This is a genomic window from Qiania dongpingensis, from assembly GCF_014337195.1.
Taxonomy (GTDB): Bacteria; Bacillota; Clostridia; order Lachnospirales; family Lachnospiraceae; genus Lientehia; species Lientehia dongpingensis.
In genome coordinates, this window is sequence record NZ_CP060634.1 from 1,195,091 (window position 1) to 1,217,366 (window position 22,276).

Genomic DNA, 22,276 nt, shown 5'->3' on the forward strand with positions numbered 1-22,276 from the left:
TACTGTTACTGTCATATAATGTCGTACTATAGTTATAAAATATTTTTATGCGGAGGATACTATGGGAGGTTTTTTTGGTGTCGCTTCCAAAAGCGATTGTGTATTTGACTTATTTTTTGGCACCGATTATCATTCTCATCTTGGAACAAGGCGGGCCGGTATGGCAACCTATGATAAAGAAAAAGGGTTTGACCGGGCCATCCACAACATAGAGAACACGCCGTTCCGGACTAAGTTCGACGGCGACGCCAACTCCATGCACGGCTGTTTCGGCATTGGCTGCATCTCCGATTACGAGCCTCAGCCCCTTGTCATCCATTCCCATCACGGCACATACGCCATCACTACGGTGGGAAAGATCAATAATTCTGACGCTATTGTAGAAAAGCTCCTACAGGCGTCCCATTCTCATTTTTTTGAAATGCGGGGCGGTCTTATAAATGCCACAGAGCTGGTCGCCGCCATCATAAACCAGAAGGAAAATCTGATTGAGGGAATCCAGTACGCCCAGGAACTGATCGACGGCTCCATGACCATGCTGATCATGACCCCGAAGGGAATCTACGCCGCCAGGGACAAGCTGGGAAGGACCCCCGTCGCCATCGGCAGAAAAGAAGATTCCTTCTGCATTTCTTTTGAAAGTTTTGCGTACTTGAATCTCGGCTATTCCGAATATAAAGAGCTCGGCCCCGGCGAGATCGTCATCGTCACTCCCGAATATGTCAGAACTCTCATCCAGCCTGGAAAGGACATGAAAATCTGTACCTTCCTGTGGGTGTATTACGGATACCCTTCCTCCTCCTATGAGGGAATCAGCGTAGAGGAGATGCGTTATCACTGCGGAGCCAAGCTTGCAAAACGGGATGATGTCCACCCGGATATCGTGGCCGGCGTACCAGACTCCGGTATCGCCCATGCCATCGGATACGCCAATGAATCGGGAATCCCCTTTTCCCGCCCCTTTATCAAATACACTCCCACCTGGCCTCGTTCTTTCATGCCTACCATCCAGACTCAGAGAAATCTGATAGCAAAGATGAAGCTGATCCCGGTGCACAACCTGATCCAGGACAGGCGTCTGCTGCTGATCGACGATTCCATTGTCCGCGGAACACAGATGCGGGAGACTACCCAGTTCCTATACCAGAGCGGCGCAAAGGAGGTCCATATCCGTCCTGCCTGTCCGCCCCTTTTATATGGATGTAAATATCTGAATTTTTCCCGCTCAACCTCTGAGATGGATCTGATCACAAGACAGGTCATCCGGGAAATGGAAGGCAATGACAAGTTCGCCCATCTGGATCTGTATTCCAATCCGGAAACCAGCGAACATAAAGAAATGGTGAAGCACATCGGAGAACGGCTGTCCTTTACTTCTCTCCGCTATCACCGCCTGGATGATATGATAGAGTCCGTCGGCATCGACCGTGAGAAGCTGTGCACCTATTGCTGGGACGGCAGAGAATAAATGGAAAAAGGATATTTCAGACCATCGCCGTGGTCCTGAAATATCCTTTTTTTGTTATATCGACGCCGCCATATTCACTAGCGTCCACTTTTCTCCGTGATAATCAAATTCATCTTTTAGAATTTCCTCCGTCCGAAAGCCGGCGCTCTCATAGCAATGCCTGGCCGCCGGATTGTTCTCAAAAACTCCCAGGGTGACACTTTTCATACCCAGGATCTCGCCAGCGTACTTAAGCCCCTGGGACACCATGAGGCGCCCGATCCCCTTTCCCCGAAACTCCGGGGAGACCACGATAAAGCCAAAGTGGACACTGTTTCTTTCATAATCTGCCTTCCGCATCATGATATGTCCTGCCAAACGCCCTCTATCATCCAGAGCCGCCATGATCCATCCGCAGCTGTCCTTTTCAAAACGCTCATAATAGTCCAGAAGCTGCTCCTGCGTCAGCGGATATGTGAATTTTCCGGCGCTCCATCTGGAAAACTCCTCTTCGTCCGAAAACCATCCCAAGAGTTCTTTTAATTCTTCTTTTTTCCAAGGTCTGAGCCGAATCATATTCCTTCCCCCTCTATAGCACTACTCCGTTTTGTCGCAGGCCTGCCTGCGTGTTTTCACTCACGTCCCGTTCCCTCAAAAACGCCTCGGCCGCCGCGATGTCCTCCGGAGTCGTCACCTTTATGTTTCGGTAATCTCCTTCCACCAGCTTCGCTCTTTTTCTGAGAAAGATCTCCGCCAGCATGGTATCATCCGTCACCGAAATGCGGTAACTGCCCTGTCTGAACCTCCTGTGTGCTTCCAAAATGACCGGATACGAAAATCCCTGGGGCGTATGGATGGTCCAGAGACTTCCCCGCTCCGGCGTATCCACGGCCATCCCGCTCTCATCTGAAATCTTAATGGTATCCTTCACCGGCATCCCTGTCGTACAGCTGTCATAGGTCATCGCTCCGTCCAGGACCCGGGAAATGATCTCCGGCGTCACCATCGGCCTCGCTCCGTCATGAATCAGCACATAACTGCAGTCATCCGCCGCAAGCAGGCCCGCATAAACGGAATCGTATCGTTCCTGTCCCCCGGAAATGATCTTGGCCACCTTTTGAAATCCATACTTTTCTACAATCTGGCGCTGGCAGTATTCCATATCCTGTTCCCCCGCCACCAAGATGATCTCATCCACACAGCTTTCCTCAAAAGCCTTCAGAGAATAATAAAGCACCTCATGCCCTCTGATCCTCAGATATTGTTTCGGCACATCGGTCCCCATCCGTTTTCCCTGCCCCGCGGCCAGAATAACAGCCGTCACCTTTTCGTATCCCATATCCATTGTCCCTTTCGTTTCTCTCTGGCAGCCGGGCTGCCGATACCGCACACTCCCTGCGGGGTGTTATATATTTCATATCTTCTATCATTTATAAATAGTTTATTGTATTTTATACCAAACCGTACTTTCCTCAGAAATCATACTGTTCAATATTCTTTCTGCATGATCTGCCGCTTTCTGCAGTTCATTCTTACTTTGAAGTGCGACTGCCTTCGGCTCCTCATACTGATAAAGCTGCGGCCACGTACTGTCCGGCACCAAAACAAGTCCTCCCAACTGTGTCTCATCATATGTTCCGACGATACCCACCACTTGGAAAAGTTTCCCCTCAATTTCCAAAGCTTCCCCTATGGCTTCTTTTTCATAAAAGAGCTGCATCGCCGCCCTGTCGTTTAAAACGGCCACTCGCTTCTGTTCCAGAATATCCTTCTCTGTAATCCCCCGTCCTTTTTCTACCATAAGTCCCGCTGCCGGAAAGAAATCTGTCCCTACCCCAAGAACACTTCCACCCGCCAATCCATCCAATCCACGATAAACCGAAATCTCCTCTTTTCTCAAATAAAAGGCCGCCGCTTCCGAAACGTTTTCTTCTTCCTTTATCTCCTTTATCAGGAAATCTGCCAGAGGCACCAGGGAAGGAACGGCTGCCGCTGAAGAAAAATCACATCGAACCTCTCCTTCCGACAGGGCTATCACTGCGGTCTCTTCCCCAAGGATACTTTCATTCTGTACCTCTTCGAGTTCCCCGCTTTTGCCCTTATCACTACCTTTTCCGAATTCAAAGGCTATAAAGCAGGACACAGCCAGTACAAATGCGCCGGCAAAAATTCCGGCAGCAAACTTCGATTTCTTTTTCACAGCCTCCTCCTTTTGCCTGTTATTCCGCCGATTCTTTCGTTCCAATCTCCATTTCTTCTCCATAGACGACTTTGGCTTTTTTCCCTTCTTCTACGCCGTCCGCTTTCGGCTCCGCCAGATAATCGCCCAAAGAGATTCCCGAAAGCACCTCCACATCAGTCCCCAAAATGCTTCTGCCCGTCTCAACAGATCGTTTCTTTAACCGTCCCTCCTGGTCCATGGCATAGACATAGGACGTCCCATTTTCATAAGCGATCAAACTGCTGGGCAGGACAATCGCTCCCTCTCCCTTTTCTCCCATGGGAACAAGAGCCTCCGAAAGCTCCTCTGCCTTTACTTTTCCCGTGTTCTCCAGATTAGCCGTAAATCTATAATAGCTCAAATTGGGATTTCCAACAATAGTTATTTCTTCCTCCGGCTCTTTATCAATGGAAAGAATCTCTGCAGAAACGGAGATTTCTTTTCCATCGGCAGTAGCTGGCAAGGAGATTTTATCTCCCTCCTTTAGCTTAGCTGCAAGAATCTCATTCAGCTGTCCTTCCAGGTGATATCCAGAATCTTCTTTTATTATCAGCATGGGCTGCCCATATAAGACGGCCTCTTCAATCCCTAAAACCTCCTGTACCGTACCATCTCCTTTTGCTATCACAGTACATTCTTCAATTGTTTCCTTCAGATTTAAGATCTGCTTTTCCTTTTTTCGAATAGCAAGCTCCAGCTTCTCATACTCCATCGAACGTTCTCTCACCATCTGAGCCAGCTCTTCCTTTGTAAATCCCTGAACCGCACTGTCCAGATTTCCCAGTGCCTCCTCCAGCATTCCCTCATCAAATTCTCCCTCAAAATCCGGTCGGGATTGTTCGTCCGTTCCTTCAGAACTGCCGGTACTTTCCTCTGCTTTTAAAGAGCTGCTCTCCTCTGTACCTGCGAGGCTGCTTTCATCTTCAGATTCTGTCTCCTTCTGCACCTGATCTTCATATGCTTTTCCATCAAAATTCCAAATAAAAAGCGGTTCCTTCATCAAGTCTTCCGATTCCATAATATAAAACCGCCCGCATCCTTGAATACGCATCAGCAAAACAAGGACCTCGGATGATACCTCCCCGCCCTTTTTCAAACAGTAGCAATATGGAGTATCTATTGTCCCATCACCTTGAAAGGGAATGCTGTCTTTATCTATCTTATCATATAAGACGGTCCCCTCAGGAAAAAAAGTGTCCGTCGTCTCCCCCCCTTCAGACTCATGATCCCCGGGTTCTGTACTGCCCTCAGATTCCGTTTTTCTTTCCTGGTTTATCTGATTCTCCAAGCTTTTTTCTGCTTTTCCAATATACAAAAGCCCTCCGGCCATCGGGGAATGGCCTTTTTCAGAAGCATAATGGACGTCCCCTTCTCCCCGTCCGAGTCCGTCCGAGACTGGTTTCATCTGCTTAAGCTCCTCAAGATAGCCTCCAAGCTCCTCAAGATAGAACTTTTCATTTTCCAGAGAAAGTTCTGCTCCCTGAAGCTCTCCCTCCGGAGCAGAGGAGTCATATTTAAAAAGAGGTGTCCCGGCTTCAACTTCCTGCCCCTTTTCTACATAGATCACCTCTACAGGACGATCACTGTCATAGTAATAAGCAGAGCTGCCGCCTGCCTCTATGGTAACCGGAACAGAGACAGATAAGGACCATTCTTTTTTTCGAAGACCCTCCACTGAATATACCGGGACTGCTTCTTCTCCCGTTCCCATGATCCTGCGGATAGACATACCCGTCAAAAGGCCTGTGGCCATAACGATTATCGCAATAAACGCCAGTAAGACAGCCAGTTTTTGTTTCTTCTCCATCTGCTATACCTCCTCTTACTCTCCAAAGGCCGCCTTCTGTCCTTCCCTCAAAGAATCCATAGGCCATGCAAGATAATCCGTGTAGGATAATCCCTCTTTTATCTCATAAGCGCTGTGCCTGTCGTTATAAGCTCCCAAAGTCACTTTCCGCTTTTCCAACTTTCCTTCTTTATCTACGGCCCACACATAGGGTTTTCCCTCTCCGCCTATAATATAGCTCTCTGGCAGAAGGATAGCTGTTCCTCCGGAGGTCCCCAAGGACTCTCCCGGCTTTATCAGTTCTGCATAGACATGTTGTCCTGGAAAGAATCCTTCCGCATTCTCAATCACCGCATGAACGGGATAAGAAGTTTCTTTCATGCCTTCCGCCTTCGCTTCATTTCCTTCCGGCGCACCTGCCTCTATCCTGTTTATCACTCCCTGGCATGATGCCGCCCCGTCCCGGTCTTCCGCCGCCACTGTCATACCTGTCTGAAAGTCCTTAAGCTCTCCCTCACCGACATAAAACGTCAATTCATAGGCGCCTTCTGATACAATGGTCAGACTTCGTTCGTCTGCCCCTATCTCGGTGACAATCCCTGTGCAGGGAGAAACCACCTGGGTCACTTCCAGCTTCGCATCAAGCCTTAAGATTTCTTTTTCTTTAAGTCCCAGATTGTATCTTGCCTGCTCAATCTGCGTATTCAAGTCTAAAATCTGCAGATCATAGCTTCCTTTCTCTGAATCATGCGCCTGTTTTCTGTCATTTTGAAGTATCCTTACCTGGCTTTCCAAGCTGTCAATGGTAAGTTCTTCCTGCTCCATATCCAGAACTGCCTGCTCCCTGTCAAGAGCCAATAAGGAATTATCATAAGACGCAAGAGCTGTCCCCTGCTCAACCTGCGCTCCCGCTTCTACCAGCAGCCCGTTTGATTCCCTGCCCTCGTCCAGATATACTTCCACTTTATTCTTCGGTGCTAGGACGCCCAAAAAGCGGCTCCTCGCCGTCATTTCCTCGATATACCCTGTGATGGAAGCCACAGACTGCACCGGCGCTTCCTGTTTCTTATTCTCCTTCGGTATGGACGGCGTACCCAGATAAATACCAATCCCCGCCGCTCCTAAAAACAAGAGTACGATACCGAATATCACCCATTTTTTCTTGTTCTTCATATACCGCCCTCCTCATAGGTCCGAAAATAAAGCCAACACCCTACAGCCAGGGCTACACACCAGTAAACGATCCGCACCGCAGTCAGCCGGTACATGGAAAATCCAGTCATCATCGGAAGCAGCGAAAAATAAGTTTCTCCTATAATTCCCATCAAATATAAAAATACAGGAAGTTCCAGTACAAGCATGGCAATCAGAATCGTATGCACCATGTTCCCGCACCGTTTGGATAGCCATAAAATCAGGCCCACAGCTGCCAGCATACCAAGATATCTGGAAATCCCCACAGCGAGAAGATAAGCCCACAGCGGAATATTAAAAGGTATCTCAGATAAAACATTCAAGCTCTTTAAAGGGGCTGAAAATCCCGCCGTCCCATATTCTGAAAATACAGACAGGTATCTCGGAAGGTAGGCGATAAGATAAGCGGCCGTTCCATAAATAAAACAAGAAACGTACTTTCTGATACAAACACTTCCGCCGCCTCTTAAATATGCCTTCTGTAACATCTCCACTTTGGAGCTTTTCTCCACGGAAAAGACTGCCGACAGGCCGAGAATCAGAAAGAAACTAAGTTTTCCGACATTCATCACATCTTCTCGCTGTCCACTCCTGTCAAAAAGAGCCTGCCAGCCAGTATCATAGAAAAGCTCCGCATCCCGCCCTGCCCTCTTCTCATTTAAGACATGCTCATACTGGCTGACCGCCCTATCAAACCCGATCATTCCGCGAGTTACAGCCATATATTTCGTATTGATCTCCTGCCACTCCATATAGGGAAGCTTCCCCGACGCATATAAATCTGAAGCACTTTTGTTTTCTTTGGCAAGTGTTTCAAACCTGTTATATTCCTCTTGGTACTTAAATGCCGTTTCCTGCAGCGGAAGCCCTTCTGCCTGATCGATATAATACTGATAAAATTTATCATCCGAATCCGTATATACCTCAAATCCCTTATATGTATTCCACTGTAAAAAGCAAAAGAGCACCAGCAAAATCCACGCTTTCTCCATAATAAAAATCTTGTAAAACTCTTTTAAGAACAGAGAAATCCTTATATTTCGTTTCTTATTCCTTTTCTTCCTGATTTTCGCCTGCAAAAAAGATATCATTCTATTTTCGATACCTGAAGATGAACTCTCTGTCAGATAACATTGAATAGAAAATGTACAGGATAGAAAAAAGGCCAGGATACCCGTTCCGATGCAAACAGGTACCACATTTACCGGCCATCCAAACAGGTTCATATTGAGATAATCTCCGAAAAACCACGGAGCATCTGCAAGGCAGACAAGATTCAGTATTTTCAGCGGGCTTAGGTAAGAATGGATCCCTATGGTCAAATACAAAAGAAACTCTATGGAAAAGGTAACCCCCATGGCGAGGCAGGCACTAATCCCATTTTTAAATACCGTGCAGAGACAGAAAATCAATATACTCCACACAAGAGCCGCCGCCGTCTTAGCAGCTAAAAAGCCGGCAAGATACTGCCCCGCTGTCATCTCGTAGGGAGAAGTCAAAAAGCCTTTTACGCTTTGAATCGGCCGTCCCAGATCTCCCATCCCGAAAACGATATGACTGATCAAAAAATCCATACCGTAAAATATAAGAGAGGCCAGTGCAGACAAAATCAAGACCAATAAAAGCTTTGCCGTAATGGTCTCCAAATACCCCTTTTTCATAGGTCTGATGAGAAGCAATGTTCCTTCTTCTCTCTCGCCGATAAGTATGGAAATCCCCAGTACTGCCAGCAAAAAAAGAAGCAGGATATCTGTCACTTTTGATTCTGTGGCCAAGATAATTCCTTCCGAACTCGCGGCCGGAAGCACAGTTCCTTCTAAATGCTCATAAGCCGGCGGCGTTTTCTCAATATTGCGATAGGAAAACGTCCCCGGATCTCCAAAGAGGGAAGAGGCTGTCATAATTCTGGCTTCTTCCTCTATTCCCTCTAGGTATTCTTCATAATGAGCCACTGCCGAAACCTGTTCCAATACATCAGAAAGCAAACTTTGTTCATCATAAAAATTCTTTAAGTATAGAAGATAGCTGTCCTCAATATCCAGATCCGGATACTGATTCATGACTTCTTTATGTACATTTCGAAAGCTTTGTTTGTCTTCCTCCGTCCAAGCCTCAAAGCCGTCAGCCCACTGTCTCCAGACATCCACAGCTTCCAAAAGTTTGACTCTTTCTGTTATAGTCTCCTCTGCCTCCAAAGCGGTCATACTGTCAAGGCTCTCATAAACCTTGCTCACATCCGCCTTCAAATAGCCTTGATACCTTCCCCGGCTCTCTCTGTAGATCATTATTCCATTAAAAAGAAGGAGGAAAAGAAAGAAAAAGGGCACTGCTTTTTTGGAAAATAATTTTTTAAATTCAAAATAAAAAAGCCTCGTCATCCCCCTTCCTCCTATTCTTTAAAATAGTAAAGATACACATCCTCGAGACCCGGCCTAACAGACATAAAAACATAATCATCCGGCTCTTTATCCGAAATCACCCGCACGAAAAGAATTTTTCCCTCTCTGGAAATATTTCCAATTAAATAATCCTCTCTTCCAACGACTCTTTCCAGTTGTTCTTCCGGCACCTGAAGCTCCCAGACATGACCTGAAAGAGAAGCATTAAGCTCCTCTCTTGTGGAATCCGCCAGCATCTCCCCTTCTCTGATGAGGAGTATCCGGTTTGCCACCGATTCCACATCTGTCACCACATGGGTAGCGATAATGACAATCTTTCCCGCTGAAATTTCCGAAATCAGATTTCTGATAGCGATTCTCTGCTTCGGATCCAAACCTGCCGTCGGCTCATCCAGAACCAAAATTTTCGGTTCATCTAAAACCGCCTGGGCAATCAAGAGCCTCTGCTTCATACCTCCGGAAAAAGAGCAGATTTTTTCCTCGGCTACATCGGAAAGTCCCACCTGGGAAAGTACCTTTGGAATCCGCTCCTTCGCCCTGCTCTTTTTCATATCCCGGAGCGCCGCCACATAAGACAAAAAACCTGTCGCCGAAAAATTGGGATAGAGCGCCTGCTGCTGGGGCATATAACCCAGGATCCCACGAAAATTCCGTCCCAGTTTTACGATATCCTCCTCATCGTATAAAATCTGACCGGAAGTCGCCTGCAAGTTCCCTGTCAAAATATTCATAAAGGTACTTTTTCCCGCCCCGTTGGGTCCGAGAAAACCATATACTCCCTCAGTCAGGGTAATATTCAAGCCTTTAAGTGCCTGCTTCTTTCCATAGGCCTTTGTGAGTCCCTTAATTTCAAGCTTCATATTCCTCTTCTTTCTCCTGCCCCGCTGTTCAAAATTCGCTTTTCATATATCTAAGTTCATTATATCAAAAATCACCGTTTATCACATCTATATTTATTCATTTAAAATTTCCCAATTTCCAGATCCCTGAATGAAATCCTCTGCCTTTATTCGGGCCAGCTCTCCTTTTTTAGAATCTCTTCCAATCAGCTGATCTTCCACCCTTACATACGGTATGAAGCATTTTGCAGTATCTCCCGTTCTCATAAGCCGGCATGTGCCGTCTTCCATATACTGATACAGTTCAAAGATCTGGCGGGTATATCCGTCCTCTGTTACCACTGATTCCTCTCCATAAATCATAAATAATTTAAGCTCCTCGTCCCAAAAAAAATCTGAGGCGATTCCCTTCGTCCAAATATTTTCCTGATCCCCTGTTTCCAGGTCTGCAATGACAAGTTCATATTTTTCATCTTCCATAGCACTGCATAACAATGTGTCTCCCTGCACAGATCCTGTAACGATATTTACATTTCCTAAAGGAGAGGTGATCTCCCTGGTGTCAAGATCCATCTGTCTCAACAAATTCTTCTCTCCATCCCATTCTGTGTAAATCAGTTTGTTTTTGTATTTTCCAAAAACAGAATACGCTGGACGCATATACTCCTTTTCCTCGCAAAGTACTTCCGCCTCTCCCGTATCAAAATGATAACGATAAATCCCACTGGCCGTACCTGTCCATTCGCCCGTTGCATCATCAAAATGATCGTCTTCTGTTTCCAGCACACAAACATCACCATAAAACAGATTCACCGTCCCAATCGCATAACCATTTCCATGGGAGAACGATCCAATTTTCTTTTCATTGCCGCCGTCTAAATCACAAGAATAGAAAGCTCCCTCGTCTTCATCCGTTTTCATCACATGATAATACCATTTATCTCCCAATTTTCCCATAAAATCAATGTTCTGATAAAGATAAACCGCCATACATTCAGAAGAATCATGTCTGCAATTAGCCTTTGCGCAGAGTGTCAAATACTCTTTCGTCTCATAATCATAATATTTAATTTTCCCGTTTATATCCGACTTCTTATATAAAATACCTGTTTTCGTAAAGCAGGAATTCATCCGCCATACAGATTCTTCTGCATTATCTGTTTTTTTCTTCTTTCCACATCCTGCTAAGATCAGAACACTGGCGCTAAAAAATAAAAATATCCGGAACATTTTCACAAGCCCTCACCCCTCCCTAATTTTTCGTATTCAGCTGCTGATTCATGTTATCGACCACCTCCTGTATTCCCATTCTCTCTAACGTTTCCTCTATTTTTTTTAATTCAGCTTTCCAATCTTCGCTGTTTCCGGAAAACTTCCACATGTAATCATCTTGTATCAACGTATTTACTTCGCTGACCGTCATCCCAATCTCCGTCATATCAAAGAAAAATCCATTCAGTTCAGATGGATGTATTGTCTCTACCGTATCCCACAATTCTTTATTTATAGATTCCGATTCACCTTCTCCCGGCGAAGTCAGGAACGGATTCCCAAAAGCAGAACCCGCCAGAGCATCCGAAAAGTCCTTTTCAGAATAGATCAAACTCAAAATATGGATAGCTTCTTCCTTATTCTTACTTCCTTCCAGTACACAAGCTTTATTCCCTTTACCCGAAAATGACTGGTTAAATTCTGGAAGTTCAACCGCTAGAAGCTGTATACTTTCGTCCATCTCATACGCGTTTCTGCAATACATTTCCGCACTCTCCGCACTGTACGAATATATACCAGTGACAAAAAATTCTCCTGCTCCCAAGGCTTCCCAGTAATTGTCATAGCAGATCATACCTTTTTCACCCCATCGGTTTAAAAGTTCCATGTGATCTAAAAACTCCTCATTTTTTAGAATATTTTCCACAACGGGAGCACCATCTCCCACAGACACAGCAAGCAGCTCGCAAATTGTATTTTCATAAGAGGCGCTTAAAAAATACGGCCACATTGTAGATATTACAAATGCCGGATTTTCCTTCTTTATTCCACTGTCTATTACCTTTTCCATAAGATTTTCCATATCGGAAAATGACACCCGTTCTACATCGAGCCCAAATTCCTGCGCATATTTCTGATTAAACACTGCGTAATACTTAAAATTGGTATATGGCGTTAAAACACCATATATTTCTCCTTCATACCGGAGTGATTTCCATACGACTGCAGGATATGCCCTTTGCAGCTCTGTGCCATTTTCTGTCTGATCTGGTTCAATATCCAATGGTTCCAGCATACCCTTTTGCGCCATAATCGCATATACATCATAGCAATTCAAAACTCCCGGACATGTAACAATATCATAACCGCCGGTTTGAACCGCATCGATATAGGTCTGTACATAAGCCTCATAGTCCTCCTCAAAAGGAACCTTAATATCCACAAATTTTATTTTATTTTCTATTCCTTTATTTCGCAGCAGCTCATTCAGACTATCCTCATAAATCTCCAAATCTGTTCCCATATCAAAAACTGCCCATGTCAGCGTTCCCGGCTCTATGTCCTGCTCCATATCAAATTTCTCTGAACTCTGTTCTTCTGTCTTACTGTCTTTTTCAAAACTTTCTAAGCTGCTTGTTTCTAAAGGCAGAGTGTCCTTTTCTTTTGGTTTATCCAATCCGCATCCGCAAATGTTTAATACCGATATTACAAGAACCACTATCCATATATATCTTTTCATATGCTGCCTCCCAATTATATAGCAAATGGGATAGACTATAAAAATAGTCTATCCCTTTCATTAGTTCAAATATATTTACGGTAAATTGAAAGAAACACTACTTTTACTTGCTCCGTGACCACTCTCCGCACCTATTACAGTACCAGATATGCTCCTTGATGTATTAGCATATGATGATCCAGAATTTTCAGCTTTTGAAGACCAATATGTACCACCGCTGGAAGTATTGTATTTAACCCTGACAGATACATACGCGTTTCCGTTCGTGTTTGTTGTTCCTGCACTTGCATACGTTGAATAAGTCTTCAGTGTTCCGCTAATCGTACCGCTTGTTTTGTTATAGCTCGCCGCAAAAGATGTAACACTAAATAACATGAGTGTCATTGCTGACATTAATAGTATCAAGATTTTTCTTTTCATATCTCAAAACCCCTTTCGTTTTTATTATGAATTTTGGCCAAATTCATTTATATTAAGTGACACTTAATATTTCTTATTATTTCTCTGTCAAAGCATTTTTTTCTAATTCTAATATATTATATGTAAATTATTTTACTTACTTATTCTAGTATACATGTACACTCATATTTTGTCAATTTATTTTATTAGTATTTATTTTATGATATGTCATTTGATATTACATAAAGTTTTATATAACCAATTATTTTTCAGTGTATTTTATATTTTATTTTCTACAAAGCCCTTTTGATTTGTAAAATTCTTTTTTTGTAAAAATAGTTTAAGCTTCTTGCACATTCATATACACCATATTCAAAGGACTTTCTCAAAATATAAAAAGGGCGCCGTCCCGACGCCCTTACCAATCCCTATCTTACAACAAACAATCCAACTGTAATATCTTTACCGGCAAGATTTTCTACATACACGCGATGGTAGCCGTTTTGGTTCACAGTGAATGTGTGAGAATACGCTCCCGTTCCGGATACGCCTCTCCAATATCCATTGGGCTGACTCAAACCGACTCCAACCTTGGCATTTGCCGGGTCCGGTGATACTGTTACAACTACCTTACTTCCATTGGAAGCGTAGAACTGCCCTGTCAGCTGGGATTTTCCGGCAGGTATATCCCATGTATAACTGTTATTCGCTCTCGTCAAAAGATCATCCGGCATTTCTATTATACTTTTGCTTTCATCAGGGAGCCATTCCACCTCTTCCAGACCTGTTAACTGCGGCTGCAAATCTTCTTCAATGATCACCTTAGTAGCTTCATATGCTGTATCATATAATGCCGCTATTCCCTGCCCCGCTGCCAGAGAGGTAACCGCTGAGGCCATAGCAAAGCCCGCCACCAACAGCAATATCCCTGCTTTTTTCAACTCTTTTTTTGGATTATACTTCATCATCCTGTTCACCCTCCCTTTCAATGATTCTAACGTTTTCTGCAAGCTCATACCAGACAGTAATTCCAATTCCATTTTACCGGAATTACGAGCTACAATATCAAAATACTGTTTAATATCCCATCCGCCGCTCCCTTCAAAACATACATATTTATCACAGCATATATCGCCCCATTTATCGACCTCCTTTTGAAGATACCGTGTGAGCGGGTTAAACCACTGAATCCTGACTATCCAGCTGCACGCCTTTTTTAACAGTAAATCTCCTTGCCTGTAATGCCAAAGCTCATGCTCCAGGATTGCATGCAGCTCATCGTCATCATATTGTTTTTGGGGCAATAAGATTTTCTTATGCCAAAAACCAACGATCAGCGGTGTTTTCTGGCTCACCGTCATATATACAGGAACTTTTCTTGATAACCTCATATCACTGCACACAGCGTCCGCAGCATCCTGTATTTTCTTTTCTGCCCGCATGCTGTGCCGGATAATACCTCTGACTGCGGATTCACACTGTACATATTTTATAACTTTCCAAACAGCGCCCAATAACCAGATAACAGCCATAACTCTGAATGCAGTTCTCAAAAACGGAGTCTGCTGTGAAAACGGCGTATTCATAGACCCATAAAACAGATTGGTCCGGAACGCCATATAAAAAAACGCTACCGGAACAACATAAAAAACAATCACAGCCAGCAGACAGGCCCTAATTCCCCTAAATTGTTCTCTCCTGTCCAATCTGCTGCTGAGAATCTTCCATCCGCCAAATACAATCGTACCAGTCAATGTAGTCATGAATATCATCAGAAATACACTAATCAAATTCATCCAAAAATCTCCTGAATTCCGCTAAATCTTCTTTAGAAAGACCCTCTTCGTCACCTTTTAATGCCATCATCGCATATGCAGCACTGCTTTGATTCCAGAACTTCCTCCAGTATCTCGTCTGTTCTTCCATGTAATCTTTTTTGCTTACAAGAGGAATGTGAGTCCGGCGTCCGTTCTCCGACTTTAAGATCTGAATATAACCTTTCTTTTCTAAATGTCCCGCATATGTATTTACAGTCTGCGGCAGTACCTGCTCGTTTAGATATTCCTGATATTTTTTTCGGATATTGGAAGTACTCGTTTCCTGTCCGTCTTCCTCCACCTCCCAGATCATTCTCATCAGATCCAGTTCAGTCGCTGTCAATCTTGCTTTTGCCAACACCTTTTTCTCCTTATAATTTCAATTTATTACTTCATTTTACTTACTTGCATTTTATCACTTTTTTATATTATAATCAAGTTTTTCAACTGAATTTTCCAAAAGATCAATTTATACAAAGTAATAGAATAAGCTCTTACCATTTTGGCAAGAGCTTTTCATTAAATCAAATATTTTATTAATAATTAGCAGATTAAACTGCAAAAGCCTTTTATCGCTCTCCCAGCTTCAGATTGGGGACCGCGTTCAGATCCCATCCGCTTCTCGTCCCTTTTTGATACTCATAGTAAGCCGCTGCGCCGATCATCGCCGCATTGTCGGTGCAAAGGGCGGGTGACGGGTGATAGAAACGAAATCCTTCCTTCTCACAGGCCTCTTTCATAGCTGCCCGGAGAGCCGAATTCGAGGCTACGCCGCCGGCAATGACCACATCCCGAATCCCAAACTCTCTGGCCGCCAGGACTGTGCGGCTAACCAAAGATTCCACCACCGCATTCTGAAAGGAAGCGGCCAAGTCGCTTTGGCTGACCTTTTCTCCCCGCATCTTTTCGTGGTTCAGGTAATTGAGCACCGCCGACTTCAAACCGCTGAAGCTGAAATCATAAGGCGCTCCCTCTATTTTCGCCCGCGGAAACTCCATCGCGTGGGGATTTCCCTCCTTTGCGGCCTTGTCTATCTTCGGTCCTCCCGGATACCCGAGCCCGATTGCCCGCGCCACCTTGTCAAAGGCTTCTCCCGCGGCATCGTCCCTGGTCCTTCCGATGATCTCAAATTCTCCGTAGTCCTTCATCTTCACCAGATGCGTATGGCCGCCGGAGACGATCAGGCACAAAAAAGGCGGCTTCAGGTCTTTGTTCTCAATAAAGTTGGCGCTGACATGGCCCTCTATATGATGTACGCCGATAAGCGGCAGCTTCTTCGCATACGCGATTGCTTTTGCCGCGGATACGCCCACCAGCAGAGCGCCCACCAGGCCGGGGCCATAGGTGACTCCCACAGCGGTCATTTCATCCAGAGTCATACCCGCTTCATCCAAGGCTTCCTGGATCACCTGATTGATCTTTTCAATATGCTTCCTGGAAGCGATCTCCGGCACTACGCCCCCGAACAGCGTATGGAGTGCGATCTGTGACGATATCACATTGGACAAAACCTCCCTACCGTTCTTGACCACCGCCGCCGCTGTTTCGTCGCATGAGCTCTCGATGGCTAAAATATATACATCCTGTTCCTTTTTTTCTGCTGCCATTTTATCATCCATCCCTATCATCCGTCTCCGCCTCTGCCAAAACCGCTAATCGTCTTCTTCAAATTTAAGCTCCGCCGACTGTCCATCCTTTGCCGCCAAAGCCCTGGGGAAAATCTTCCGCACCTCGTCCATATAGTCCTCCGGCCACATCAGGGACGGACTGTAATGGGTCAGCCAAAGCTCCGGCACATCCGCGTCTCTGGCCAGCCTCGCCGCCTCATACATGGTCATATGTTTATTCTCCCGCGCCTTGGCCGCTTTTTCCCGGTCTCCATACATACCCTCGCAGATAAACAGGTCCGCTGTTTTCGCCTCCTCTGCGATGCCGGGCGTCGGCCGGGTATCCGTACAGTAGGTCACCTTGATGCCCTTCCGCTCTTCTCCCATCACCATGTCCGGCGTATAAAGCCGGCCGTCAAGTTCCACATTTTCACCTCTCTGAAGAACACCCCAAAAACGCACCGGAAGTTCAAGCGCCTTTGCCTTCTCCACCTGAAATTTCCCCGCCCGCTTTAAAGAAACGGAGTATCCATAGCAGGGAATATTATGGTTTACCCGAAACGCGTGGATCGAGTACGGACCCACAGTCAGATCCTGCTCCCGTTCCGACAGCTCATGAAATTCAATGGGAAAGGGAAGCTCCGGAGCTATGGTCCTCAGAGCGGTCACGACACGCTCAAGCCCCCTGGGGCCGACCATCTTAAGCGGTTCCGTCCGTTCCGCGTTTCCCATGGTCAAAAGCAGGCCAGGAAGGCCGCTGATGTGGTCCGCGTGGTAATGGGTAAAGCATATCACATCGATGGGCTTCGCACTCCATCCTTTCTTTTTCAAGGCGATCTGTGTCCCTTCTCCGCAGTCGATGAGCAGATGACTGCCTCCGCACCGCGTCATAAGAGAGGTCAGCCACCGGTAGGGAAGCGGCATCATTCCTCCGGTTCCCAATAAACATATATCAAGCATGGCGATCCTTCCTTCCGAAATTCATATCCAGTTTCTTCAACCTGTCCTCACATTGCCTTATCATAACATAAACCGCCCCGCTGATACAAGAGTATTCTCTCTCATATCCCGGGGCGGTCTGTAATTTGTTTTCATTTCAAAGAAGCTCAGTCTCCTCCTCTATATCCACAGGCACGGAAAACCCTTTTACAAGCTTATCATAGCAGTCCTCGCAGAGAAAGAAATGGTGCCGTTCGCCGTCCTTCCCGGAAAAATATCCCCAGGTCTTCGACACGGACAGGCCCTCCCCATAAGGAGGTGCGCCATCTGTCTTAACCGTCTTTCCGCATTGGTTGCAGATTCGGAATTCCTGTTTTGTCTCCATGCAATTCTCACAGCCTTTCCAAAAGCTCGTTCTTTTATTGTTATCCTTCTTTATCATTATAAAATCATGAGCCGGAATAAGAAAGCGGTAATCCATGGAATTCCTGCCGTTGTCTTCCTCTAAAGCTCTCTGAGCCAGAAGATCCTCGCATCCTCCGCAGGATTCCGATAATAGTCCTTTCTCCGCCCTTCTTCCCGGAATCCGTACTTCTCATACAGGGAAACGGCGGCAGTATTTCCTTCCCGCACCTCCAGAGTGGCAGCCCCTGTCCCCCGCTCTTTCATCCAGGACAGAAATGCTTCCATGAGAAGGCCGGCGATTCCCATTCTGCGAAATTCCGGCAAAACGGCAATCCGGTGAAGCTCTCCTTCTCCGGACACGATCATGGCAAACAGATATCCCGCCAGACGTGTTCCCTTCCACGCTCCAATGGCGCCAAAGGACAGCTTCAAAGGCTTCCCGGCCTCAAGCTCCTTCCTCCTGCTTTCCATAGCCTGCCGTATCGACTCAGAAATAAGCTTCTCCGACCAGGGTGTGCCGAAAACCCTCTGCTCCAGGGCGGCCGCTTCCAAGGCGTCCTCCGGCTCCAGGTTTCTTATCAGGATTCCGTTCACGATATGGTCTCCTTCGCCGGATCCTCCGCCCGTTTTTTCCTTTCCAGCATCTCCCGCTCCGCCTGAGAGACACGCAGATACTCCGGCGCATGGTCCCCGGCTTTCTCTGTCTTCCCTTCTTTCAGGTACTCTGCTCCCAGAGCCGCTACGGCTCCTGCCCTCTGACGGCATGAAAACGAAGGGGCAAACACGAAGGGAACGCGGGTTCTTTCTTCAATCACCGCTCTTCCCACAGGCACTCCGTCGCCCAAAAAAACCACAGGTCTCTTCCTTTCATTGATTTCTTCCAGGAGCTCTTTAAGATCCATAGCCGCCTGCGGCTTCAGAACCCGGAATTCCGAATGGAACTCATACAGACCACAATATACCTGTCCCCTTCTGGCATCCATGATCGGGCATATGAGACGATCCGTTCCAAAATGCTGGTACGCCATGGCGTCCAGAGTCGGCACATGGATGAGCGGCTTTTCGAGAGCCAGCCCCAGCCCCTTTGCCGTGGCCGAGCCAATCCTTAATCCAGTAAAGGAACCAGGCCCGCCGGACACCGCTATGGCATCGATCGTCTCCAGGTCCGTTTCCGTCATCCTCACGATCTCGTCGATCATGGGCAGCAGGGTCTGAGAATGGGTCTTCTTATAATCCACCGTATATTCTGCCGTCAGCCTCTCGTCTTCCCAAACTGCGGCCGAGGCTGTCAAAGAAGCGCTTTCGATTCCTAATATTTTCATTGCCTTTCCCGTCCTATGGTTATTTTCCGGTAATCAAACCCTTTTTCCATATCCTTCTCGATGGTGATCCATTCCGCTGATTCCGGTATCAGCTCCCCTATCAGGGAGGCCCACTCTATGAGGCACACCCCGGCCCCGAAAAAGTAATCCTCATATCCGATCTCCTCCATCTCTTCCACATCGCCGATCCGGTATACATCAAAATGATACAGGGGAAGGCGTCCCTCCTCATAGACCTGCACAATGGTAAAGGTAGGACTGTTCACCGGCTCTGTGATACCGAGCCCCGCGGCAAATCCCTGGGTGAAAACGGTCTTTCCCACTCCCAGATCGCCGTCCAGACAGAATATCGTGCCCGGTCCCGCGTTCTCTCCCAGGCGCTTCCCAAAGGAAAATGTCTCTTCCGGGCCGTAAGTCTCAACCTGCTCAAGCACTTTTGCGTTTCCTCCGTTTCCTTCTGTGGACAATGACTCTCCTGCCCTTGGCCGACTTCCGGATGAGCTCCACGACATCGTCGGCCTGCTCGGGATTCTGATCCAGAGGAAGCAGATGCGCCCTCACCTTTCCCATATAAAACAGAACGACATTTTTGAGAATGACGATCTTTGTGATATCCTTCCACTCCACCAGGCCGCCCTTGTCGCCCTGAAAGATCCCAAGGCCGTCCTTTGATATCTCCACATCGATGGGATGCTGGAAAAGCTCGGTACTAGCCGCCTGCTTTTTGGACTTATAATACAGATTCAGAGGATTTAAAACAAGTCCCCATATCAGGATAAATATGCAGAATATCTTGGCCCATACCGCCATGCTGCCAAAATTCCCGATCAAATCCACCAATGCCATCACAGACAGCAGGACAAGCAGGACTCCGGTCAGCCCGAAATAGGTGTGATATACCTGAAATCGGAATAAGTACTTTGGTTTGATCTCCGTTGTGACTCTGATTTTTTCCATTCTATGTTCCTTCCTCCGTCAATTCTCCGGCGGGTCTTAAAGCCTCCGGCACTATTTTATCTTCATTGTCAGCTGTATCCGCTTTCTGTCCAGATCCACGCTTAATACCTGTACCTCCACGATATCTCCCACGCTGACCGCCTCCAGCGGATGCTTAATAAAGCGGTCGCTCATCTGGGAGATATGTACAAGGCCGTCCTGATGAACGCCGATATCCACGAATGCTCCGAAATCAATGACATTCCGCACCGTACCCTTAAGGACCATCCCCGGCTTAAGGTCCTTCATGTCCAGGACATCGGTCCGGAGGATCGGCTTAGGCATCTCATCCCTCGGATCCCTGGCCGGCTTCTCCAGCTCCTTCAGGATATCGGACAGTGTGATCTCCCCGATCCCCAGCTCTCCGGCAAGCTCCTTCGGCCTTATCACCTTTCTGCTGATGCCGGAAAGTCCTCCCGCGGTTATCTGCGTCTTATCGTATCCCAGCTTGTCAAGGAGAGCGTCCACCGCCGGATAGCTCTCCGGATGGACGGCGGTGGCGTCAAGCGGGTTCTTCCCTCCCTGTATCCTCATGAAGCCGGCGCACTGCTCATAGGCCTTCGGTCCCAGCTTCGCCACCTTCAAAAGCTGCCTGCGGTCTGTGAACCTCCCGTTTTCCTCCCGATAGGCCACAATATTTTTGGAGACCGCCTTGCTGATGCCTGATATATATTCCAGCAGGGAGGCCGAAGCTGTGTTGAGATCCACCCCGACCTTATTCACACAATCTTCTACTACCGCTTTCAGAGCCTCGTCCAGGTTCTTCTGGTTCATATCATGCTGATACTGCCCTACTCCGATGGATTTCGGATCAATCTTCACCAGCTCCGCCAGCGGATCCTGCAGACGTCTCGCAATGGAGACCGCGCTCCTCTGCGCCACGTCAAAATCAGGAAATTCCTCCGTTGCCAGTTTACTGGCAGAATAGACCGATGCTCCGGCCTCGTTGACGATGATATACTGGACCCGTTTTGGAATCTCCTTTAAAAGCTCCACGATCACCTGCTCCGACTCCCGGGATGCGGTCCCGTTTCCCACGGATATTAAGGTCACGTCATATTTCTCAATGAGCTTCTTAAGCACTGCTTTCGCTTCTTTCACCTTATTCTGAGGCGCCGTCGGATAGATGACCACCGTATCCAGCACTTTCCCTGTAGCGTCCACCACGGCCAGCTTACAGCCTGTTCGGAAAGCCGGATCCCAGCCAAGCACCACCTGTCCCACAATGGGAGGCTGCATCAGAAGCTGCTCTAGATTTTTGCCAAAAACCTTGATGGCCCCGGCTTCGGCCGTTTCGGTCAGGCTGTTTCTCACCTCCCGCTCTATGGCAGGAGCAATCAGCCTTTTATAGCTGTCTGCTATCACGTCTTTTAATACCGGAGCTGTATACGGATTATCTCTGACAATGATCTTCCGCTCCAGATACCTCAAAATATCCTCCTCCGGGGCGGCTATCTTCACAGTCAGGAATTTTTCCTTTTCCCCGCGGTTAATTGCGAGAATCCTGTGTCCCGCGGTCTTTTTCACAGGCTCCTCAAAATTATAATACATTTCATAAACAGATTTTTCGTTTTCATTTTTGGCAGACGACTGCAAAAGCCCCTTCTCCACTGTCAGATTCCGGATATAAGTACGGTAATCCGCCTCGTCGGAAATTCTTTCTGCCAGGATGTCTCCGGCGCCTTCCAAAGCCGCTTCTGCCGATTCCACCCCTTTTTCTTCCGACACATACCCGGCCGCTTCCGAGAAAGCCGGAACCTTGAGCATCTGCAGCATCAGAATATCCGCCAGAGGCTCAAGACCCTTTTCCTTAGCGATGGTCGCTCTGGTCCGGCGCTTCGGCTTATAAGGGCGGTACAAATCCTCCAAAAGCACCAGAGTCTGCGCTTCCAAAAGCTGCCTTTCCAGCTCTTTAGTCAGGGCTCCCTGTTCCTTTATGGTCCCCAGCACCTGGGTCTTCCTCTCCTCCAGGTTCCGGAGGTATCTGAGCCTTTCATCCAGTTCCCTCAGCACCTCGTCATTCAGAGAGCCCGTCATCTCCTTCCGGTAGCGGGCGATAAACGGAATGGTATTCCCCTCGTCGATCAGCTGCACGGCGGCCTCTGCCTGACTCCTTTTTATCCCCAGCTCTTCGGAAAGCATCTTTATAATGTCCATTTTTTTAAACCATCCTC

General features: G+C 47.0%; 21 protein-coding genes. 1 reads left to right on the forward strand and 20 read right to left on the reverse strand.

The genetic code is table 11. From position 1 onward, the window contains the following. Window positions 1-61: 61 nt before the first annotated feature. Window positions 62-1,468, forward strand: a complete 1,407-nt coding sequence (locus H9Q78_RS05795; RefSeq protein ID WP_249304195.1) for an amidophosphoribosyltransferase — start codon at window positions 62-64, stop codon at window positions 1,466-1,468. Window positions 1,469-1,522: 54 nt separating this feature from the next. On the opposite strand, the gene H9Q78_RS05800 is transcribed toward H9Q78_RS05795, so the two are convergent. The 20 genes from H9Q78_RS05800 to H9Q78_RS05895 form a co-directional block, all read right to left on the reverse strand. Further along, entirely contained in the window at window positions 1,523-2,023 is a 501-nt protein-coding gene (locus H9Q78_RS05800; RefSeq protein ID WP_249304196.1) for a GNAT family N-acetyltransferase, read from the reverse strand. Window positions 2,024-2,036: 13 nt separating this feature from the next. Then, window positions 2,037-2,786, reverse strand: coding sequence for a 2-C-methyl-D-erythritol 4-phosphate cytidylyltransferase (ispD, locus tag H9Q78_RS05805; RefSeq protein ID WP_249304203.1), 750 nt, complete (start codon window positions 2,784-2,786; stop codon window positions 2,037-2,039). 102 nt (window positions 2,787-2,888) lie between these two features. Next, window positions 2,889-3,647 carry an ABC transporter permease gene (locus H9Q78_RS05810; RefSeq protein ID WP_249304205.1) on the reverse strand — a complete coding sequence of 253 codons (759 nt, stop codon included), beginning with the start codon at window positions 3,645-3,647 and terminating at the stop codon, window positions 2,889-2,891. 19 nt (window positions 3,648-3,666) lie between these two features. Further along, entirely contained in the window at window positions 3,667-5,475 is a 1,809-nt protein-coding gene (locus H9Q78_RS05815; RefSeq protein WP_249304207.1) for an efflux RND transporter periplasmic adaptor subunit, read from the reverse strand. Window positions 5,476-5,490: 15 nt separating this feature from the next. Further along, window positions 5,491-6,627, reverse strand: a complete 1,137-nt coding sequence (locus tag H9Q78_RS05820; protein WP_249304208.1) for an efflux RND transporter periplasmic adaptor subunit — start codon at window positions 6,625-6,627, stop codon at window positions 5,491-5,493. Continuing rightward, window positions 6,624-9,026, reverse strand: coding sequence for a hypothetical protein (locus H9Q78_RS05825; RefSeq protein WP_249304209.1), 2,403 nt, complete (start codon window positions 9,024-9,026; stop codon window positions 6,624-6,626). Before H9Q78_RS05825 ends, H9Q78_RS05820 begins: the two co-directional genes overlap by 4 nt. A gap of 11 nt (window positions 9,027-9,037) precedes the next feature. Continuing rightward, a complete protein-coding gene (locus tag H9Q78_RS05830) occupies window positions 9,038-9,907 on the reverse strand; it encodes an ATP-binding cassette domain-containing protein (RefSeq protein ID WP_249304211.1) in 870 nt (289 codons plus the stop codon). A gap of 93 nt (window positions 9,908-10,000) precedes the next feature. Beyond that, window positions 10,001-11,122, reverse strand: a complete 1,122-nt coding sequence (locus H9Q78_RS05835; RefSeq protein ID WP_249304212.1) for a TolB-like translocation protein — start codon at window positions 11,120-11,122, stop codon at window positions 10,001-10,003. Between the two features lie 16 nt (window positions 11,123-11,138). Next, window positions 11,139-12,617, reverse strand: coding sequence for an ABC transporter substrate-binding protein (locus tag H9Q78_RS05840; protein ID WP_249304214.1), 1,479 nt, complete (start codon window positions 12,615-12,617; stop codon window positions 11,139-11,141). A gap of 75 nt (window positions 12,618-12,692) precedes the next feature. After that, on the reverse strand, window positions 12,693-13,037 hold the full coding sequence (locus H9Q78_RS05845) for a hypothetical protein (protein WP_249304215.1): 345 nt from the start codon (window positions 13,035-13,037) through the stop codon (window positions 12,693-12,695). Window positions 13,038-13,444: 407 nt separating this feature from the next. After that, entirely contained in the window at window positions 13,445-14,812 is a 1,368-nt protein-coding gene (locus tag H9Q78_RS05850) for a M56 family metallopeptidase (protein ID WP_330595275.1), read from the reverse strand. Then, a complete protein-coding gene (locus tag H9Q78_RS05855) occupies window positions 14,799-15,191 on the reverse strand; it encodes a BlaI/MecI/CopY family transcriptional regulator (protein WP_249304217.1) in 393 nt (130 codons plus the stop codon). Before H9Q78_RS05855 ends, H9Q78_RS05850 begins: the two co-directional genes overlap by 14 nt. Window positions 15,192-15,402: 211 nt before the next feature. Next, a complete protein-coding gene (gene tsaD, locus H9Q78_RS05860; RefSeq protein ID WP_249304757.1) occupies window positions 15,403-16,452 on the reverse strand; it encodes a tRNA (adenosine(37)-N6)-threonylcarbamoyltransferase complex transferase subunit TsaD in 1,050 nt (349 codons plus the stop codon). 33 nt (window positions 16,453-16,485) lie between these two features. Then, on the reverse strand, window positions 16,486-17,400 hold the full coding sequence (locus tag H9Q78_RS05865; protein ID WP_249304219.1) for a ribonuclease Z: 915 nt from the start codon (window positions 17,398-17,400) through the stop codon (window positions 16,486-16,488). Between the two features lie 136 nt (window positions 17,401-17,536). Continuing rightward, a complete protein-coding gene (locus tag H9Q78_RS05870) occupies window positions 17,537-17,764 on the reverse strand; it encodes a hypothetical protein (protein WP_249304220.1) in 228 nt (75 codons plus the stop codon). Window positions 17,765-17,883: 119 nt separating this feature from the next. Next, window positions 17,884-18,378: a ribosomal protein S18-alanine N-acetyltransferase gene (gene rimI, locus H9Q78_RS05875; protein WP_249304222.1), complete on the reverse strand. Its 495-nt coding sequence runs from the start codon at window positions 18,376-18,378 to the stop codon at window positions 17,884-17,886. Continuing rightward, window positions 18,375-19,106 (reverse strand): tRNA (adenosine(37)-N6)-threonylcarbamoyltransferase complex dimerization subunit type 1 TsaB, encoded by a 732-nt coding sequence (gene tsaB / locus H9Q78_RS05880; protein WP_249304224.1) that lies wholly within the window; start codon window positions 19,104-19,106, stop codon window positions 18,375-18,377. Before tsaB ends, rimI begins: the two co-directional genes overlap by 4 nt. Continuing rightward, window positions 19,103-19,540, reverse strand: a complete 438-nt coding sequence (gene tsaE, locus H9Q78_RS05885) for a tRNA (adenosine(37)-N6)-threonylcarbamoyltransferase complex ATPase subunit type 1 TsaE (protein WP_249304226.1) — start codon at window positions 19,538-19,540, stop codon at window positions 19,103-19,105. Before tsaE ends, tsaB begins: the two co-directional genes overlap by 4 nt. Beyond that, on the reverse strand, window positions 19,533-20,063 hold the full coding sequence (locus H9Q78_RS05890) for a YcxB family protein (RefSeq protein ID WP_249304228.1): 531 nt from the start codon (window positions 20,061-20,063) through the stop codon (window positions 19,533-19,535). Before H9Q78_RS05890 ends, tsaE begins: the two co-directional genes overlap by 8 nt. A 51-nt stretch (window positions 20,064-20,114) precedes the next feature. Beyond that, a complete protein-coding gene (locus tag H9Q78_RS05895) occupies window positions 20,115-22,259 on the reverse strand; it encodes a Tex family protein (RefSeq protein WP_249304230.1) in 2,145 nt (714 codons plus the stop codon). Window positions 22,260-22,276 lie beyond the last annotated feature (17 nt).

What these genes read in the sequence shown, in the direction of transcription:
- H9Q78_RS05795 (WP_249304195.1), top strand. Translation starts at nt 62, where the DNA reads ATGGGAGGTTTTTTTGGTGTCGCTTCCAAAAGCGATTGTGTATTTGAC.
- H9Q78_RS05800 (WP_249304196.1), bottom strand. Translation starts at nt 2,023, where the DNA reads ATGATTCGGCTCAGACCTTGGAAAAAAGAAGAATTAAAAGAACTCTTG.
- ispD (WP_249304203.1), bottom strand. Translation starts at nt 2,786, where the DNA reads ATGGGATACGAAAAGGTGACGGCTGTTATTCTGGCCGCGGGGCAGGGA.
- H9Q78_RS05815 (WP_249304207.1), bottom strand. Translation starts at nt 5,475, where the DNA reads ATGGAGAAGAAACAAAAACTGGCTGTCTTACTGGCGTTTATTGCGATA.
- H9Q78_RS05820 (WP_249304208.1), bottom strand. Translation starts at nt 6,627, where the DNA reads ATGAAGAACAAGAAAAAATGGGTGATATTCGGTATCGTACTCTTGTTT.
- H9Q78_RS05825 (WP_249304209.1), bottom strand. Translation starts at nt 9,026, where the DNA reads ATGACGAGGCTTTTTTATTTTGAATTTAAAAAATTATTTTCCAAAAAA.
- H9Q78_RS05830 (WP_249304211.1), bottom strand. Translation starts at nt 9,907, where the DNA reads ATGAAGCTTGAAATTAAGGGACTCACAAAGGCCTATGGAAAGAAGCAG.
- H9Q78_RS05840 (WP_249304214.1), bottom strand. Translation starts at nt 12,617, where the DNA reads ATGAAAAGATATATATGGATAGTGGTTCTTGTAATATCGGTATTAAAC.
- H9Q78_RS05845 (WP_249304215.1), bottom strand. Translation starts at nt 13,037, where the DNA reads ATGAAAAGAAAAATCTTGATACTATTAATGTCAGCAATGACACTCATG.
- H9Q78_RS05850 (WP_330595275.1), bottom strand. Translation starts at nt 14,812, where the DNA reads ATGAATTTGATTAGTGTATTTCTGATGATATTCATGACTACATTGACT.
- tsaD (WP_249304757.1), bottom strand. Translation starts at nt 16,452, where the DNA reads ATGGATGATAAAATGGCAGCAGAAAAAAAGGAACAGGATGTATATATT.
- H9Q78_RS05865 (WP_249304219.1), bottom strand. Translation starts at nt 17,400, where the DNA reads ATGCTTGATATATGTTTATTGGGAACCGGAGGAATGATGCCGCTTCCC.
- H9Q78_RS05870 (WP_249304220.1), bottom strand. Translation starts at nt 17,764, where the DNA reads ATGGAGACAAAACAGGAATTCCGAATCTGCAACCAATGCGGAAAGACG.
- tsaB (WP_249304224.1), bottom strand. Translation starts at nt 19,106, where the DNA reads ATGAAAATATTAGGAATCGAAAGCGCTTCTTTGACAGCCTCGGCCGCA.
- H9Q78_RS05890 (WP_249304228.1), bottom strand. Translation starts at nt 20,063, where the DNA reads ATGGAAAAAATCAGAGTCACAACGGAGATCAAACCAAAGTACTTATTC.
- H9Q78_RS05895 (WP_249304230.1), bottom strand. Translation starts at nt 22,259, where the DNA reads ATGGACATTATAAAGATGCTTTCCGAAGAGCTGGGGATAAAAAGGAGT.